The sequence below is a fragment of the Roseofilum sp. genome (assembly GCF_982964205.1).
The window spans coordinates 1-17,009 of sequence record NZ_CEZBFX010000111.1 but is presented as its reverse complement, the minus strand read 5'-3'; the positions used below and the strand labels follow the sequence as shown (position 1 = coordinate 17,009).

Genomic DNA, 17,009 nt, shown 5'->3' with positions numbered 1-17,009 from the left:
ACAACGCTTTGCCCTAAAGGAAAAGTAAAAACAGTTTTTCCCTATTCCCCATCTCCTATTCCGTCGCACAAGCGGCGCTCCTCGTCACTCAAAGGAGCATCAGGATTCGACAAATACGGGCGAACTCTCTCGCAAGTTCTCTCCATTAAAGAATCAAAGTCCACATCCCACAGCTTAATCGTTCCGTCCCAACTGCCAGAAGCTAAAGTCTTTCCGTCCGGGCTATAACTGACACTCCAGACCCACCTCTGATGACCGGTAAGAATAGTAGTTATCTCTGTTCTTGTTTCTAGATTCCATACTTTGATAGTTCGGTCTTCACCACCAGAAGCTAAAGTCTTTCCATCTGGGCTGTAACTCATACCAGTGACCAACCCCTGATGACCGGTGAGGGCAGTAATTTCTGCCCCAGTTTCTAGATTCCACAACTTGATAGTGCCATCAAAACCGCCAGAAGCTAAGGTCTTTCCATCTAGACTATATCCAACACTGATAACTGAGTTGCGGTGGCCAGTAAGGGTAGTAATTTCCCTCCCGGTCTCTAGATTCCAAAGCTTGATCGTGTTGTCCCCACTGCTAGAAGCAATAGTCTGACCATCTGGGCTGTAACTGATACTCCAGACTAAATCCTGATGACCAGTGAGGGTAGTAATTTCTGCCCCGGTTTCTAGATTCCACAGCTTGATAGTCCCATCCAAACTGCCAGAAGCTAAGGTTTTTCCATCTGGACTATAGCTGATACTTCTAACTCTTTCTTGATGGCCGGTAAGGGTAGTAATTTCTGCCCCAGTTTCTAGATTCCACAGCTTGATAGTTTTGTCCCAACCACCAGAAGCTAAAATCTTTCCATTCGGGCTGTGACTAATACTGGAGATCCTTTCTTGATGACCAGTTAAGGTGGTAATTTCTGCCCCAGTTTCTAGGTTCCATACCTTGATAGTTTTGTCCCAACCCCCAGAAGCTAAAGTCTTTCCGTCTGGGCTGTAACTAATACTAGTGACTGAGTGCTGATGACCAAGGGTAGCAATCTCTGCCTCAGTTTCTACATTCCACAGCTTGATAGTTTTGTCCCAACCCCCAGAAGCTAAAGTCTTTCCATCTGGGCTGTAATTAATACTAGCGACCGATTGCTGATGACCGGTAAGGGTAGTAATCTCTGCCTCAGTTTCTAGATTCCACAGTTTGATAGTGCCATCCCAACCCCCAGAAGCTAAAGTCTTTCCATCTGGGCTATAACTGATACTGATAACCCCCTCCTTATAACTGGTGAGGGTAGTAATTTCTTTCCCAGTTTCTGCATCCCACAGCTTAATAGTTCCGTCTTCACTACCGGAAGCTAAGGTCTCTCCATCTGGGCTGTAACTGACACTGCTGACCCGTTGCTGATGACCGGTAAGGGTAGTAATTTCTGCCCCTGTTTCTGCATCCCACAGCTTAATGGTTCTATCCTCACTACCGGAAGCTAAGGTCTCTCCATCTGGGCTGTAACCGACACTGTAGACCAACTCCTGATGACCTTTGAGGGTAGATAGTTCTGCCCCAGTTTCTAAGTTCCACAGTTTAATAGTTCCGTCTTCACTGCCAGAAGCTAAGGTCTTTCCATCTGGGCTGTAACTGATGCTGCTGACCAACTCCTGATGACCTTTGAGGGTAGATAGTTCTGCCCCAGTTTCTAAGTTCCACAGTTTAATAGTTCCGTCTTCACTACCAGAAGCTAAAGTCTTTCCATCTGGGCTATAACTAACACTAACAACCCACCCTTGATGACCATAAAAACGTTGGCGCTCTCTACTGCCATAGACATAAGTGGTTACAGCAGCCATTAACTCTGGGTCGCTGGCGTGGTGCTTTTCCAGAATTTTATTTGCTTTAAGAAGTTCTATGGCGGCATCCAAATCTTTACCTTCCTTAGACAAAGCCAGAGAATAGCGAGCGAGAGAATCTGCTTCACTCAATTCTGCCTGTTTCTGCTGATACCGAGCCGTGAAACTGGGAATCAAATTGAGAAGTATCGTCAGCCATCTGAATCAATTAAAAATTAAAAATGGGTCTTGGTCGTTGGTAAGGAACTTGTGGGGCAGGGCGGGTTTTAACGAGATCTGGGAAACCTACCATAAATCCTGTAAACCCGCCCCATCCTCAGCACATCAAACATTAATTTAACTAAACGTATTGGTTTGTTGGTTACCATGTCCAACTTGTGCCCCTTTCACCTCCCCTTGAAATGTGGTCTGGAAGCTGCCAGGGGTTGACTCTTTCGACTCCATTTCATCGAGCAGTTTCTGAGCAGCCGCCAGAATTTCCCGATCGCGATCGGCTCCCGCTTCAAGTAACTTTTTCTTCAAAGGCGCTTCATAGATTTCCGGGTCGCTCTCATGTTCTTCTAACACCATTTCCGCTTTCGGTTCCCCAGCAAACTTGCGCTTAATCAATGCCTTTAGCCCTTGATAAGCATCCGGTGCAGCATCACCCGCCGCTTTAGCTGCACCAGCTACTAAGGCTGCCATAATTAAAGCAAGAGGCTCCATATTGTCTCTCCCATCAGGTTAATTATCTACAATTCCCGGCTTCCATCATTATGCTCATTCTGCCACCATATTAATCTCGATTTTCCATCACGCCTACTAGGGATTGTAAATCAAAGTCGCGATCGCGCCCACTCAGGCAAATCCCCGAACTCATCACCGTTAAATCCCCTTTACTAATGGCAGAAACATGGTGTTCTCCATCCGCCGTTGTCCACTCTACTCGCCAATAGTCTCCTCGATCGGCAAATTCTTGTAGCGATCCTCCCCCTTGTTTCAGCGCTTGATTTAACCGACGGCGATCGCGTTTTTCCGAACCAAATTCTTCCTGCTGCCCAGCAACCAATTCATAAGTAATTTTCGCTTCTGGAGTCATGCCCGAAAATTGGAGTGTTTCTGGATCGGTTAACTGTTTTAAGTGCTGCTTGAGCGTATCCGTAATTTGCGGGTCTGCGCGGCGATCGACACTTTCAAACCACCAGGTAGCCCCATCTCCACGGGCGATAATCGTTTCAAATGCCCCACCCTCAGTAACCAAATTAACCGGAGTCGGTTGAGTAATGCCATAGCGTTTTCTCGCTTCATCTCCATTCACGGGATAAGCTAACCAAGTTTGTCCTTTGAGGCGATAACTGAGCCAAAATCTTAGGGGGTTGAGCAAATTTAAATACTCGCTAATTTGCGGCAAAGTTGGCTCATCTACCCATTGAGCCGTCCGCGTATCGAGGGGTTTGAAAATGCCCCAGCCTTCAAAGTCCGCTGGTTGTGGTTGAAAACGATACGCGATAGAAGCGATCTTGGTTTTCACTCCTCCTCCCGCCACACAAGGTGCAAGAAACTCCTGCTCTTGTAATTCTTGTTCCTGGTTGGACAGTTGATTTAAAAGGTTGTTGATATCCATAAGCGCTACGCGCTGGTAATCGGTCACGGTTTAGGGGTAATCAGTCCCCCTTTTTCCCTGAAAGTTTTCCTGTATACCGTTGTAACCCATGGGTCAAGATCTCGCTTGAATCTGAGGTAAGGATTATCTCAAGAATCACTCAGAAAGAATTAATCTGCGATCGCCCCATCTCGAATAGGCTAGAAAATATCCATTAACCTCACTGAAAATCTATGGACACCAAAGATATACTCGCTATAATACATCCTACCCTAGCTGTAGCCCTCGTTTATCCCCTCATTGGTATTGTGGTTCACTTCGCCTGGCAAACTCGTCAACGACGACTGGCAATTGCTGCGGGAGAGAAAAGCAAAATTCCGACTATCGTTGGCCCAGATCATGTCAGAATTGGCCAGTGGCTCACGGGTTCTGTGGTTGGCATCAGCTTAGTTGCCCTTGCTTATGTCTTGTTTATTGATAAACCTCGCTCTAGTGCCGTTGAAACTATTTTAGTCGCCCTGTTATTTGCTGCTACTATTACCTCCTTAGTTTTTCTCTTTCGCGTTAGTAAACGTGGCTCTAAATTATGGCGAGGCGTATTTGCAACCGGTGCAGGTATGGGTCTAGTCGTTCTAGGTTGTCAAGACGGCGTGTTTCGACGGGGCTATGAATGGTATATTTCTCACTATTATTATGGTATTACTGCGGCCCTATTAATGATTTTCTCTTTAGCGATCGTACAAGATATTTACCGCGATCGCTCCCATAAATGGCGCATGGCCCACATTATCCTGAACTGTGTCGCCGTCTTACTGTTTTTCGGCCAAGGATTCACCGGTTCCCGCGACTTACTAGAACTTCCCCTCGATTGGCAAAAACCCTATGTCTATAAGTGTAAGTGGAGTACAAAAACCTGTCCCCAGTTAGGCGATTAATGCCGCGATCGTCAGGGGTTAATAAAACTTTACTTCACGTCAGTTTTGAATAACCTGAAACGTTTAGACTCTCTTTTTCTATAATCTCCATTCTTGGGTCAAATTAGCTGCAAAATTCCCTCGATCAAAACTGACATTATTCAATCAGGAAAACTTTACTTAACAAGGGGACTCTACCCCCTTGTTAATCGTCTTCTGTAATCCTCTCAATAGATAGCAAGCTAGAGTTGAAGTAATATCACTTCAGAGATAGACAACACAAGTTAGTTTAACTCTTTAAAACTTGTTGCAACTAATTTCAAGATATACTAGAAAAACCACTATAGTATTCTTACTTGGGTGTTTCGCATTACCTCTGAACCAAGACAGACGTGGATAGAAGACAGGTATACCTATCAACTCTCCAAAGTTCTATCGGGTGCATCAGTTCAGCAAAAGCCAATGAGGACTTAAGATCATGGATGAACAGCATCCCGAATTAGCCTGTTTAGTTGTACAAAAAGATGCAGATGAAGCAACTAAACGAGCCAACTTAGTGGAAGAACTCCTCGCTATTGGTACAGCTCTATCAGGAAGTCACGATTTACAACAGTTATTAGATCTGATTTTGTCCAAAAGTCGGGAAATTACCTCTAGTGATGCCGGAAGTGTCTATTTAGTCAACCACAAAGAAGATGCCCAAGAGTTGATTTTTAAGACCGCCCAAAATGATTCGATCTCAACCCGTCTGTTTCAGGAATTTGCAATTCCCTTAACTCCGAAAAGTTTAGCCGGTTATGTGGCTCTGACTGGGGATACCTTAAATATTGTCGATGCGTACCAGCTCCCCTCTTCCGTTCCTTATCAACTCGATCGCAGCTTTGACCAGGATTTTGCTTATCGGACTTGTTCGGTTTTGGTGCTGCCGATGCAAAATAATGAAGGGACAGTCATTGGAGTATTACAGTTAATTAATCGCAAACACCAACCAGATCTGCACATTACCGCCGCTAATGCTCTAGAGAACACTTTACCATTTAGCCAGTTTCAAGAGCAAATTGTGCGATCGCTCGCTTCCCAAGCTGCTATTTCCATTGAACGAAATCACTTACAACAAAGTATTGAAACTCTATTTGAGGGTTTCGTAAAAGCCTCTGTACAAGTCATCGAAGCCCGCGATCCGACCACATCGGGGCATTCGGAACGGGTAGCAGAATTAACCGTTAGATTAGCCCAAGAAGTGAATGATATTCACTCAGGGCCCCTCCATTTAATTTGGTTTAATGACCGGCAACTTCAAGAAATTCGCTATGCCTCTTTGCTACATGATTTTGGTAAAGTCTTGGTTCCGGAAACGATTTTAGGGAAGCGGGAAAAGCTTTATCCCGAACAGTTAGAAGTGATTCGCCATCGGTTTTCCTTGGCTCAACGGACATTAGAAATGGAGTGCTATCAACGGAAATTTAAGTATTTGGTGGAACATCCCAGTCATCACCATTCAGAAGATACGGAAGAGTATTGTCCCCATTGCGATCGTTTGGCACAATTAGATCAGGAATTAAATCAGGCGATCGCCTACTTAAGAGAGTCTTTAGCCCTAATTGAAGACCTCAAGCGTCCCTTAGCCATTGAAACAAAAGAACTCAAGAGTCATTATCAGACGTTCAAGCAGCAATTAGAAAAGATTGCCCAATTCACCTATCGAGATGTGGATGGTCAACAGAAACCCTTACTCAAATCCGACGAAATCGCTCAATTACTGGTGGTTCGAGGCAATTTGACGACTCAAGAACGGTTGGCGATCGAGGCCCATGTCACCCATTCCTACGAATTTCTCAAGCGCATTCCCTGGACAAAAGGTTTACAAGATATTCCGGCGATCGCCTACGGACACCACGAAAAACTTGATGGCAGCGGATATCCCCAAGGACTCCATCAACAAGATATCACCATGCAAACCCAAATGATGAGCATTGCCGATATCTATGACGCGCTCACAGCCGCCGATCGCCCCTATAAGCGTCGCCTTCCCCTTGATATCGTCATGAAAATTCTCCATGAAGAAGCCGACAACGGCAAAATTAACCCCGATCTTGTTCTCCTCTTTGAACAGCGCCAAGTCTTTACAGTCCTCGGCCACACCTGGCCAAAAGAGAGCGTATCAGCCGCCTAAGAACAATGAATAATTAACAATTAATAATGAACCATTACGTCTGATGGATTCATATTTTCATTCCCATTAGACGTAAACTCAGATCAAATTCATTTATTCATGCTACACACCAATCACCGTGTCTCCGTGTCTCCGTATCCCCCTATCCCTCCATTCTCCCCATCTCCCTACCTCCCCATCCCAAAATTTGTAATTCTTATCATTTCCCCCTCTTTTCCCCACAACTTCCACAACATTTCCACAAGTTTCCCTAGTCTTTTCCACAACTTCTCCAGAATTTTACACAACCTTAATCTGACGGAACTCCTATCTCACCGTATCACTAGGCTTGACTTGGGGATTTTCCTCAAGGGGTGACGATCTCGATTCCCTATCCAAGGAAAATAAAGTTATGTAACAAAAAATGGCTTCAAACCCCCATCATATCGTTTCTGTAACAAAAAATGATCGGCTTTTTTAATATTTCGCAACATTGACAAGACCCCCTATTCGTAGCACACAATAGAGTCACAAGGCATCATGCCAACATCCACTCAACCCAACCCTAGAGGGCTGCATATGCATACTACAACTGTGAGTATTCTGGCAGAAATACCTGAAGACCTCCACGAATCCATCCAATGCTATTTAGAAAACCATCCCGATTGGGATCAAGAGCGGGTATTTTCTGCGGCCTTGTCCCTATTTTTGCTGCAAAATGGAAATGGTCAGAGTTCAGAGAGCCATCAATCTAGCTATCGGAAGGCAGCAAGGGTTTATCTTGATGCTCTATTTAATATATCTGCTCTGCCTTAACGGGTGGAGGACATAATCTGGAGCAGACACAAGTGAATGAGCAGCGGTTATTGGATCTTTAGTTAGTTATCGTTATATTCAACCTAATTTTTTCAAGGCATCGATCGCTTCAACAGCAGAATGATAGCGATCGCGGAAATGATAGGCTACCATTTGGTCTAAAATATCCATTAGTTCCACACTTACTGTTTCCTCAACCAAATGATGCCAAATCGCACTACCACTGCTCCAATCTTGGCGTAATTTCTGAGGAGGAATACCCGTTAAACCATGGATAGCAATCATGCCTACAGAGTAAATATCACTACAGAGTCTTGGTTGCCCCATCAATTGTTCTGGAGCCGCATAACCTTTTGTGCCGATCGCCACTGTAAACCGTTCTGTCTCTTCATCTAAATGGGGAGCAAACTGCTTAACTGCGCCAAAATCAATTAAACAGAGCCTACGATCGCTCTGGCGACGAATAATATTACTGGGTTTAATATCTCGATGGATGACTTGATATTGATGGACAAACGACAACACTTGCAAAATATCCAATATTAGCGCCACCACTCGATCCACATCTAAGCAATGATTTTGTCCCAATTCTTCACTTAAAGAACTGCCTTCAATGTACTCTTCAACTAAATAAAACTCTTGATGTTCTTCAAAATAGGCAAACAATTGAGGAATTTGATCGTGTTGCCCGACAATCTCTAAAATCTCCGCTTCTGTATTAAACAATCGTTGGGCAACCTGAAAAAAATTCCCCTCCGTCTGCAACGGTCGTAGATGCTTAATCACACAAATGGGATGTCGAGGGCGCTGAATATCCTGAGCCAAATAGGTTTGCCCAAATCCCCCGGCTCCTAATACTTTCGTGATATGATAACGTCCTCCTAACAGACTCATCGGTTGAGTCCATTCCTCTGTATTTTCCGGAGCAATTTGAGTCCATTCATCCTCCTCATACCCCTCGGTTGCTGTCCAAGTTTTCGTCTCTTCTGAGCTTTCTAATTGAGTAGTATCTTGTCGTTGGGTCTGTTCCTCCAAAAATGTTTGCAAAAGCTTCAAATCTTTCTCTTGTTGTTTTACTCGTACAGCCATTTGTTGTTGCAGTTTTTCGGTTTGATAAGACCGATACCCAAAGACTCCACTACTGCCGATCAATAATCCCAACATGGGGGAAAATAAGGGAACCCATAGGGAAGATTGAAAGAACCACCAGCTACTTCCAGCTAAACCTAAGAGAGCGATCGCCAAACTTCCCGATAAATGCAACGGATGATTAATCTTCCAACTTAACACAGCACCCACTCCTGCCCACCCTAGAATCCAGAGGATTTCCACCCGATCTGACCAGGTACTCATCAATGGTTGACCCTCTAAAGCCGCATTGAGAAGTTGGCTAATCATTTGGGCATGAATTTCTACCCCTGGCATTTGATGATTGCTTTCTTGTCCTCGGCTGTAGGGCGTATAAAAGTAATCATTTAAGCTAGGAGCAGTGACACCAATCAGAATAATGCGATCGCGTATCCAACTCGGATCGACCCGATCTTGCAAAACATCGGTTAACGTTACTTTGCGAGCCACGCGATCGGGAGAATGATACTTCAATAAAATTTGATAACCCTGAGCATCCACTCCCTGATAACCCCCCGTATTAGCTTGTAGGCGGGTTAAAGGCACTGAACCTAACATCAAAGTCCCTTCAGAGGGTTTTACTTCAATATTTTCATCGGTTAAATAATGGCGTGTCAGTTGCAGCGAAAAGGCTTGCTTTACCTGACATCTAGAAGACGGTAAGGGTCTACCCCATAACAAACTGCGACGAATCACCCCATCGTTGTCAATCACCACATCGGCAAATCCGAGGTTTTTATTCGCTACTCCGGGAGGGGGAGGAACCCCAATATCATCGTCCCCTTTGCTCAGTTGACAAACGGTGACGGTACGATTATTTTCCCCTTGTAAATAGGCCATCAATTGCTCGCGGCCAGGATTTTGGGGAATATCTCGATAGATATCTAAACCAATAATCCTTGGCTCATGGGCCTCTAAGTTCTGTAAAAGCCGATCGATGGTTTCATCGGATAGGGGATACCTCTGTTGGGCCTGAATATCCTCTTCCGTAACACCGACAATTAAGAGTCGATCGTCAGTTTCGGCGATCGCCCTCCACTGGGTAAACTGGTCATAGATTAACAATTCCGATGATTCAGTCCAGCCTATTTTTCTCAATGCCACCACTAATACCGTAGTGGTTAACGTGACAATAACCACTGAATTTCTTACCGTAACCCAATCAAGCCAGGAATTTTGGGAATCTTTCCAAATGGTTGAGAGCTTAGGCCAAATCTGCTCGCACACCAATGAGCGGCATCGCTGCCACAAAGGGAGGCTAGTTTTCATTCCCGGTTCAATCTTGCCCATACTCGCGTATCTGAAACCTGTAGCTGTTGCCTCTTGACTAGACGCTATATTGGAATCGCCTGTCCTCTGCTCACTTCTTGTAGATTTTGGTTATAGAGATCGACTCTTCCCATCCAATCATTATGCCCTAACCCCTCAATAGGAACCAACATTTTCGGCGCATTGGCAACTTGGTAGAGTTTCTGACCATGGATCAATGTAATCACCCGATCCAAAGTTGCATGGAAAATTAACACGGGAGCGCTGATTTTATTTATTTTGCCAATATTATTAAATTTGTCGAACGGAAATAGAGGTATCCAAGTTACAATCCGCAAGACAGAAATAAATGTATTTTCAGTCACTAAAGCTGCGATCGCCGTTTGGGTGGCTAAATCGATAGACGGGCCCCCACCCACAGAACGACCATAGAGAACAATTTGACTGGGGGGAATCTTCAGCGTTTCGGTTAGATAAGTATAGGCAGCGCGAATATCTTGATACGCCCCTCGTTCTGTAGGTTTTCCTTCGCTGGTTCCATAGCCTCGATAGTCGTAGGCAAAGACACTAAATCCCAGTTGATTCAAATGTTCGAGAACCGGTTGAATCATCCCCAAATCTTCGGCATTCCCATGGCTATAGAGGAGAGTATAGGTGGCGCTGGGGTTGGGGAGATATTGACTGGTAATGTTGATTCCCGGTTCAGAGGTGAGGGTAACGCTCTGGGGTAAGGTTTGATAGGTGGTATCTGGAGGAAGAAAGATTCTACTGTCTGCGATCGCGAAAATGTAGATGCAGAGAATGGTATAAATGGCGATCGCCGATCGCAGCAGACGGAACAGGGAAAATTTCCCAATTAACAGAGTTTTTAACCGTTGAGTCTTCATACTAAAAAGGAATAGGGAATAGGTAATAGAAGATCGTCTTCGTGTGCCCCCATTTCCCCATCCCTGTGCCTCGATCGCAGTCGAAGGGCACAGGGTGGGTAATTTTAGATTAACTTAATCGCCCGTAGTCCAAACCATAGGGTCAGGGCTACACCAATCATGCCTCCGAGGAAAGCAAAGTAGGTAATGGCTCCACCAATGCTCATGTTTTTTCTCCTTTTGTTAACTCAGTGATTCAGTCTTGAGATTAATCCCAACATTCCGTAAACTAGAATACAACTGATTGACAAAGAGTTGAACCACAAAGCGATGATAGATGGATTGGTTTCAGGGTCTACGGTGCGGGTGGAGTTGGGGGTACTGTCTTATGAGATTGCGATCGCCCCAGCCTCTCTTGACGAACTTGGTCCTCGTATGGCTCAGTTTCCTTCGGACATGAAAAGCTTGGGGAAAAAAGTGCTGGTGGTGTCTAATCCTACGATCGCCGATTACTACGCAGAACAGGCGATCGCCTCCTTAACCCATGCTGGTTTTACCGTTTACTCTCATCTGATCCCCGCAGGAGAACAATACAAAACTCTCGACTCTATTCAAACCATCTATGATTGTGCCCTGGAAAACCGTCTAGAGCGCTCCTCTACCCTCGTCGCCCTTGGTGGTGGTGTAATTGGTGATATGACTGGGTTTGCCGCTGCTACATGGCTCAGAGGAGTCAACTTTGTCCAAGTCCCCACCTCCCTACTCGCCATGGTGGATGCTTCCATTGGCGGTAAAACGGGAGTCAATCATCCCTTGGGCAAAAATCTGATTGGGGCATTTTATCAACCGCGTCTTGTTTGGATTGACCCCCAAGTGCTAAAAACTCTACCAGAGCGAGAATTTCGGGCAGGAATGGCGGAAGTCATTAAGTATGGAGTGATTTGGGATTTAGAGCTATTTGAGCGACTTGAACGGTCAAAACGGCTGGATCGGTTTGAGGAGATTGAACCAGAGTTATTGAACTTAATTTTAACTCGTTCCTGTGAAGCCAAGGCGCAGGTGGTGAGTGAGGATGAGAAGGAAGCCGGGTTACGGGCAATTCTGAATTATGGACATACGATTGGTCATGCGATCGAGAGTTTAACGGGTTATGAGCAGGTGATTCACGGCGAAGCCGTGGCGATCGGGATGGTAGCTGTCAGTAAAATAGCTCTGAAGATGGGATTCTGGGGACAAGATTGGGATCAGCGTCAATTAGCATTAATTGAAAAAACTGGCTTACCCACGCGCATTCCCTCACAAGTGAGCATTGAGAGCATTTTAGATAGCTTGCAAACCGATAAAAAGGTAAAATCGGGTCGCGTGCGGTTTATTCTACCCACAGAACACACGGAAGCAAAGATTACTGACCAAGTTCCGCCGGATATCTTGCGGGAAGTATTAGCCAGTTTAGGTGCGTCTGGGGGATAGGAGGATAAATGCAGGAGGTTATTAAACAGTTGAGATCGCCGCAAACAATTCGCGATCGCGCTTCAATCCTATTCGATTTAGCCCAATCTGACCAACTATCAAGCTTTCGCTGCCACTTATCCAAACTACCCGATATTGCGGATTACGTCATTGAAGTCATTCGCGCTGAATATCCCGATCTAAACGTTCCCTTTCATTCCCGGTGGCGACACTTTGAAGTCGGAGGCAACTCCCGTTTAGAACAACTGCAACGCTCACTATCTGGCTATTCCGATCTAGAGCAAGCTAAATCTAAACTCGATTTAGCTATTATCAGCGTCCTCTTAGATGCTGGTGCAGGGGCGCAATGGCACTATCAAGAACCCAACACAGCGAACACTTATAACCGTTCCGAAGGATTAGCCGTTGCTAGTTTTCACTCCTTTTGCCAAGGACTATTTTCCAGCACTCCAAAGCATCCTTATCAAGTCGATAGTCTCGCCCTACAAAACCTCACTCAACCTGCCCTAGAAACCGCCTTCCAAGTCACCCCTGAAAATCCCTTAGTCGGTATATCTGGAAGACTGAAAATCCTGCAAAAACTCGGTAAAGTCCTTTCTGACTCCCCCCAATTTTTCCCTGGTTCTCCCCCGCGCCCCAGCTATTTAATCCACGGTTGGCTAGTGCAAACTGAAAATCATCATCTATCCGCCGTTACCATTTTTCAAACGATTCTAGAGAGCCTTGGAGAAATTTGGCCTGGACGCTTAACCCTCAATGGCGTGAACCTAGGGGATGTTTGGCAACATACTGCTTTACCTAAAACTGGAATAGGCTCCCAATTCATCCCATTTCATAAACTCTCCCAATGGTTAACCTATTCACTTCTTGAACCTTTGCAAGAACTCGGTTTAACTATCACCGACTTAAATCAACTCACCGGGCTACCTGAATATCGCAATGGTGGACTCTTTTTAGATCTAGGGGGATTAGAAATTAAAGATCAATCCCAACTCACTATCCCTCATAAAGTCGATTCAGAACTCATTATTGAATGGCGTGCTTTGACCGTAATTTTACTTGACAAACTCACCGAAATTATCCGCCAAAAACTCAACTTAACTGCTGATGAATTTCCCCTGGTCAAACTTTTACAGGGAGGAAGTTGGACAGCAGGGCGGAAAATTGCTGCTCAACTTCGCTCTGGTGGAGTTCCTCCCCTATTTATTGATAGTGATGGCACAGTCTTCTAGTGCCGTGACACAACTCAAGGGATGCGATCGCCGCCAATCATGGTAATATCGGGAACAATGGACTGCTCTCTTAGAGTGTAGCGTAACTCTGGGAACGCTTCATAGGCACTTCCCGCACGATCGATTGCCCCAGTCAATCGTTTCTGTAAAATACTACGGTAACCACAGATCGGGCATAGATCAATGGCTACAGCTTATAATTATCAATAATCCACTGTCAACTCTACAGTTATCCATTCCTATTCTCCATTACCCAATTACCAGCGCGAAGTACTACAGCGCTTCTCGCTGCTATGGTGTACAGCCTTAAAGGCTCAAAGCCATGTACCACAACCCTATTCCCTATTCCCTATTCCCTATTCCCTAATGTCCAACGTCACCATTATCAACCATCCCCTCATTGCTCATAAACTAACCCTCATGCGTCGCGAGGAAACCAGTACAGCTAAATTTCGCTCCTTGCTTAAAGAAATTAGCTTGTTACTTGCCTATGAAGTGACCAGAGATTTACCCTTAAAATTAGAAGAGATTAAGACTCCTTTAGGGGTAATGGAAGCGCCAGTTTTAGCGCCAGAAAAGAAAATGGTAGTGATTTCCATTATGCGAGCTGGACAAGGCATTTTAGATGGCATGTTGGAACTGATTCCTTCTGCGCGGGTGGGACATATTGGCTTATACCGAGATCCGAGAACTTTGATTCCCATTGAGTATTATCTCAAGGTTCCCCATGATGTGGAAGAGCGAGATATGTTCATTGTCGATCCCATGTTAGCCACTGGTAATACTGCTGTTGCTGCCATTAGTCGGTTAAAAGAACTGAACCCAACATCGATTAAGTTTGTCTGTCTATTAGCCGCTCCCGAAGGGTTAGAGCATGTTCAAGAAGAACATCCAGATATCCCAATTTATACGACTGCCATTGATGAGTGCTTAGACGAGCATGGCTATATTTTACCCGGTTTAGGGGATGCTGGCGATCGCCTCTTCGGAACCAAGTAAATCGGGATTTGAACCTTGGTTAGCGGTGAATTTGACAGGATTGGGCAAACGCCACAGAACAATAGAATGAGAGTCAATATTAGCCCACAAGTTTCCTTGAGCAGTAGAAGCAATCTCGCCACAAAGCTCTGACCAAAATCCCTCACTACCAGGGTTATCCCCTAGCGATTCCGATAAACCACTACAAGCTATCTCTGACCATTGGTCTACATGCAATGGATCTTCGGCAAGATTGGAGCCCAACAACTCTCCAGTCAGCGGATTCCAAAAATGGACGATATCGCGATCGGGATAACGAGTCACTAAAAAGTTACCATCATCGCTATAAGAGACTTCAACTTTTGACTGTATTGGTGTACTAAATTCTCGTCTTTTTTTACCCGTATTTAAATTCCAGACTTCTACTGTACCATCCTCATTACCACTGGCAAAGGTTTGTCCATGGGGACTTACAGCTAAGGAATGAATTTCACGATCTGTATAGATAGTCATGTTTAGCCTTAACATGGCTAAATTCCAAATTTTGATCGTTTTATCAGTACTGCCACTAACAAAAGTTCGCCCATTAGGACTAAACACCACCGAGGTAACTTTAGCGGTATGACTATGCAGATCGCGAACCACTTGTTGCGCCCTTAAATCCCATAAATGAACGATCGCCTCTTCACTCCCCCCCACTGCAAAATTTCCTGTCGGACTAATGTCTAAAGCGGTAATAGTTTGGTCTGGTGTGGGGAGTTGCTTCCAAATCGTTGGCTCTTCCATGAGTGCATAGGATTGGGCGTTAATTTCTGTCTCTTTCACAGGGTTGGCATAAGCCGGTTGCACAGAAGAGATAAAGACCGTTGAGGAAAGACTTAAAAGAAGAGTGAGAATAGATCGCGTGTTCATAAGATAAAACTGAGAGACTTGTTCTAGGGATTTCCCCAACTATAAGAAGATCTATCCCCCAAGATTCCGGCAAAACTGACAGTATAGGTTTTGGCTCAAGGGGGACTGACGAATACCATTGGCCAGCAGTTCCTAGAAATTGCTTGTCCAGCTTAACTTTCAAGCAGATCGGATGGCGATCTGGATAATTTTCTGAATTCTTCCTTGAGATAGGACAGTTTTAACGCTGGTATCTCATTCCAGGTAATTGAGACACTAATCCCAGTAGCTCTAATTCGATTAGGGTTGAGGAGACTTCTGCTGCACTTAATCCCGTTTGCTGTACGATCGCATCCAGGGAAGTCGCCTCCATCTTCACAGCCTCTAATACCTTCTGTTGCAAAGGAGGTAATGAAAGAACAGGTGCAGGTACAGGTACGGGTTTAGGAGATGCGGAAAATAAGGATAACTGTTGAGTGGGTTCATTCTCTCTGGGAATCACCGGATCGAGTTCTGGAATTTGGGACAACAGTTCTAATACATACCCTTCATTGATCAACGCCTGTGCCCCTTTACTGATTAAACCCAGGCATCCTTTAGAGTTCTCATCATCAATTCGGCCAGGCAAGACATAGACATCCCGGCCAAATTCATTAGCTAATCTGGCCGTAATTAATGCTCCCGAATGAGTCGGTGCTTCAGTGACTAAGACAGCTCGACTCAATCCCGCCACAATGCGATTCCGTTGGGGAAAATGGGCCCGGTTAGGTTGGACTCCTGCGGGATATTCACCGATCGCTAATCCTTGTTCGAGGATCTGCTTATAAAGGGATTGATTGCCTGGAGGATAGATAATATCAACTCCAGTTCCCAAAACAGCAATGGTACGCCCTCCTGCGTCTAAACATCCCCGATGGGCTTGAGTATCCACTCCTTGAGCCATACCGGAGACAATTGTAAATCCCCGTTGGGCTAATTGTTTACTGAGGCGATAGGTCCATCGCCTGCCATAGTCAGTCACATCGCGAGTGCCCACAATGGCTACGGCTGGTCTGATTCCTTGATTTTCTTCGGGTTCCACTATTCCTCGATAATAGAGTACCGGTGGAGGATTGGGGATTTCTAATAATAAGCGTGGATAAAGGGCATCGCTAGGAGTCCAAAATTGAGGATTAGTTTGTAAATGCTGCTCTAAAAGGGCGATCGGATCGAGCTGTTTACGATGAGCTACCCAGGATTGTGCGGTTTTGATTCCGATTCCTTCTACAGAATTAAGGGCGATCGCATCCGCCTGCCACGCGGCTGCCAAACTGCCAAACCGAGCCTCAATTCTTTGTAGCAAAACCGGCCCCGCCTTCGGCAATTGTGACCAGGCTAACCAAAAAGCACGTTCTGTCATTCAACGTTGAGTTTGACTCTTTTCTTTTGCGTATTCCCTGTAGATTCTAGTCTAAAGCCTAAATCTATGCTATACTAAAGGATGGTAATTGCCGATGTAGCTCAGTGGTAGAGCAACCGATTCGTAATCGGTAGGTCGTGAGTTCAAATCTCATCATCGGCTTCAGTAATTAAACTCTTGCAGTGATGGGCTTTGACTCACAATCTACCAACTAAAAATCGGTTGCTCTACCTAAAATCTACCTAAAATCATCCTACACCACTCCAAAGCAGTGCAGAGTAAATAGGTCATGCAAATAGAGAAAATCTATCCATTAAAGCATTGCCATAGGATTTCATCAATAAATCAATCACATGACCATCACATAAGAGTTTTCTATAGATTTCATAGAGAAATTCAAGGTGTGATAAAATAGATATATATCCAAGCTGGAGACCCAACTAGGGTAACCAAAGAAGATATATATCAACTAACCCTCCACAGCCGAGC

At 45.0% G+C, this 17,009-nt stretch carries 15 protein-coding genes and 1 tRNA gene; 7 read left to right on the top strand and 9 right to left on the bottom strand.

Annotation, left to right across the window (positions count from 1 at the left end; translation table 11 throughout):
• Positions 1-41: 41 nt before the first annotated feature.
• The 3 genes from AC3A14_RS20290 to AC3A14_RS20280 all read right to left on the bottom strand — a co-directional run bounded on the left by AC3A14_RS20290 (position 42) and on the right by AC3A14_RS20280 (position 3,426).
• Positions 42-2,000 carry a WD40 repeat domain-containing protein gene (locus tag AC3A14_RS20290; protein WP_487779128.1) on the bottom strand — a complete coding sequence of 653 codons (1,959 nt, stop codon included), beginning with the start codon at positions 1,998-2,000 and terminating at the stop codon, positions 42-44.
• A 159-nt stretch (positions 2,001-2,159) separates the two neighbouring features.
• Positions 2,160-2,528, bottom strand: a complete 369-nt coding sequence (locus AC3A14_RS20285) for a hypothetical protein (protein WP_318733301.1) — start codon at positions 2,526-2,528, stop codon at positions 2,160-2,162.
• A gap of 70 nt (positions 2,529-2,598) precedes the next feature.
• Positions 2,599-3,426 (bottom strand): hypothetical protein, encoded by an 828-nt coding sequence (locus AC3A14_RS20280; protein ID WP_413039155.1) that lies wholly within the window; start codon positions 3,424-3,426, stop codon positions 2,599-2,601.
• 212 nt (positions 3,427-3,638) lie between these two features.
• Here AC3A14_RS20280 and AC3A14_RS20275 point away from each other — a divergent pair, with 212 nt between their 5' ends.
• The 3 genes from AC3A14_RS20275 to AC3A14_RS20265 all read left to right on the top strand — a co-directional run bounded on the left by AC3A14_RS20275 (position 3,639) and on the right by AC3A14_RS20265 (position 7,287).
• Positions 3,639-4,340: a DUF4079 domain-containing protein gene (locus tag AC3A14_RS20275; RefSeq protein ID WP_318733303.1), complete on the top strand. Its 702-nt coding sequence runs from the start codon at positions 3,639-3,641 to the stop codon at positions 4,338-4,340.
• A gap of 457 nt (positions 4,341-4,797) precedes the next feature.
• A complete protein-coding gene (locus AC3A14_RS20270; RefSeq protein WP_318733304.1) occupies positions 4,798-6,492 on the top strand; it encodes a GAF and HD-GYP domain-containing protein in 1,695 nt (564 codons plus the stop codon).
• Between the two features lie 558 nt (positions 6,493-7,050).
• Positions 7,051-7,287, top strand: coding sequence for a DUF2811 domain-containing protein (locus AC3A14_RS20265; RefSeq protein WP_318701245.1), 237 nt, complete (start codon positions 7,051-7,053; stop codon positions 7,285-7,287).
• A 78-nt stretch (positions 7,288-7,365) separates the two neighbouring features.
• Here AC3A14_RS20265 and AC3A14_RS20260 read toward each other — a convergent pair whose 3' ends face one another.
• The 3 genes from AC3A14_RS20260 to petL form a co-directional block, all read right to left on the bottom strand.
• Entirely contained in the window at positions 7,366-9,684 is a 2,319-nt protein-coding gene (locus AC3A14_RS20260; RefSeq protein WP_318733305.1) for a CHASE2 domain-containing serine/threonine-protein kinase, read from the bottom strand.
• Positions 9,685-9,749: 65 nt separating this feature from the next.
• Positions 9,750-10,571, bottom strand: a complete 822-nt coding sequence (locus tag AC3A14_RS20255) for an alpha/beta hydrolase (protein ID WP_318733306.1) — start codon at positions 10,569-10,571, stop codon at positions 9,750-9,752.
• Between the two features lie 104 nt (positions 10,572-10,675).
• Complete coding sequence (petL, locus tag AC3A14_RS20250; RefSeq protein WP_271936917.1) at positions 10,676-10,777, bottom strand: cytochrome b6-f complex subunit PetL; 102 nt, start codon at positions 10,775-10,777, stop codon at positions 10,676-10,678.
• Positions 10,778-10,880: 103 nt separating this feature from the next.
• Between petL and aroB the strand changes: the two genes are divergently transcribed.
• Both aroB and AC3A14_RS20240 read left to right on the top strand, forming a co-directional pair.
• A complete protein-coding gene (gene aroB, locus AC3A14_RS20245) occupies positions 10,881-12,020 on the top strand; it encodes a 3-dehydroquinate synthase (RefSeq protein ID WP_318733307.1) in 1,140 nt (379 codons plus the stop codon).
• Positions 12,021-12,028: 8 nt separating this feature from the next.
• Complete coding sequence (locus AC3A14_RS20240) at positions 12,029-13,252, top strand: URC4/urg3 family protein (protein WP_318733308.1); 1,224 nt, start codon at positions 12,029-12,031, stop codon at positions 13,250-13,252.
• Positions 13,253-13,266: 14 nt separating this feature from the next.
• On the opposite strand, the gene AC3A14_RS20235 is transcribed toward AC3A14_RS20240, so the two are convergent.
• Positions 13,267-13,389: a hypothetical protein gene (locus AC3A14_RS20235; protein WP_318701250.1), complete on the bottom strand. Its 123-nt coding sequence runs from the start codon at positions 13,387-13,389 to the stop codon at positions 13,267-13,269.
• A 229-nt stretch (positions 13,390-13,618) separates the two neighbouring features.
• Between AC3A14_RS20235 and upp the strand changes: the two genes are divergently transcribed.
• Positions 13,619-14,251 carry a uracil phosphoribosyltransferase gene (gene upp, locus AC3A14_RS20230; protein WP_318701251.1) on the top strand — a complete coding sequence of 211 codons (633 nt, stop codon included), beginning with the start codon at positions 13,619-13,621 and terminating at the stop codon, positions 14,249-14,251.
• Here upp and AC3A14_RS20225 read toward each other — a convergent pair.
• A complete protein-coding gene (locus AC3A14_RS20225) occupies positions 14,213-15,142 on the bottom strand; it encodes a WD40 repeat domain-containing protein (protein ID WP_318733309.1) in 930 nt (309 codons plus the stop codon). The genes upp and AC3A14_RS20225 overlap by 39 nt on opposite strands.
• Positions 15,143-15,362: 220 nt before the next feature.
• Entirely contained in the window at positions 15,363-16,520 is a 1,158-nt protein-coding gene (gene dprA / locus AC3A14_RS20220) for a DNA-processing protein DprA (protein WP_318733310.1), read from the bottom strand.
• Positions 16,521-16,610: 90 nt separating this feature from the next.
• On the opposite strand from dprA, the gene AC3A14_RS20215 reads away from it, so the two are divergent.
• Positions 16,611-16,682, top strand: a tRNA-Thr gene (locus AC3A14_RS20215).
• The last annotated feature ends 327 nt before the right edge of the window (positions 16,683-17,009 follow it).

Excerpts from the sequence above, each read along its gene's own strand:
- AC3A14_RS20285 (WP_318733301.1), bottom strand. The coding sequence starts at position 2,528 with ATGGAGCCTCTTGCTTTAATTATGGCAGCCTTAGTAGCTGGTGCAGCT.
- AC3A14_RS20280 (WP_413039155.1), bottom strand. The coding sequence starts at position 3,426 with ATGGATATCAACAACCTTTTAAATCAACTGTCCAACCAGGAACAAGAA.
- AC3A14_RS20275 (WP_318733303.1), top strand. The coding sequence starts at position 3,639 with ATGGACACCAAAGATATACTCGCTATAATACATCCTACCCTAGCTGTA.
- AC3A14_RS20270 (WP_318733304.1), top strand. The coding sequence starts at position 4,798 with ATGGATGAACAGCATCCCGAATTAGCCTGTTTAGTTGTACAAAAAGAT.
- AC3A14_RS20265 (WP_318701245.1), top strand. The coding sequence starts at position 7,051 with ATGCATACTACAACTGTGAGTATTCTGGCAGAAATACCTGAAGACCTC.
- AC3A14_RS20260 (WP_318733305.1), bottom strand. The coding sequence starts at position 9,684 with ATGAAAACTAGCCTCCCTTTGTGGCAGCGATGCCGCTCATTGGTGTGC.
- AC3A14_RS20255 (WP_318733306.1), bottom strand. The coding sequence starts at position 10,571 with ATGAAGACTCAACGGTTAAAAACTCTGTTAATTGGGAAATTTTCCCTG.
- petL (WP_271936917.1), bottom strand. The coding sequence starts at position 10,777 with ATGAGCATTGGTGGAGCCATTACCTACTTTGCTTTCCTCGGAGGCATG.
- aroB (WP_318733307.1), top strand. The coding sequence starts at position 10,881 with ATGATAGATGGATTGGTTTCAGGGTCTACGGTGCGGGTGGAGTTGGGG.
- AC3A14_RS20240 (WP_318733308.1), top strand. The coding sequence starts at position 12,029 with ATGCAGGAGGTTATTAAACAGTTGAGATCGCCGCAAACAATTCGCGAT.
- upp (WP_318701251.1), top strand. The coding sequence starts at position 13,619 with ATGTCCAACGTCACCATTATCAACCATCCCCTCATTGCTCATAAACTA.
- AC3A14_RS20225 (WP_318733309.1), bottom strand. The coding sequence starts at position 15,142 with ATGAACACGCGATCTATTCTCACTCTTCTTTTAAGTCTTTCCTCAACG.
- dprA (WP_318733310.1), bottom strand. The coding sequence starts at position 16,520 with ATGACAGAACGTGCTTTTTGGTTAGCCTGGTCACAATTGCCGAAGGCG.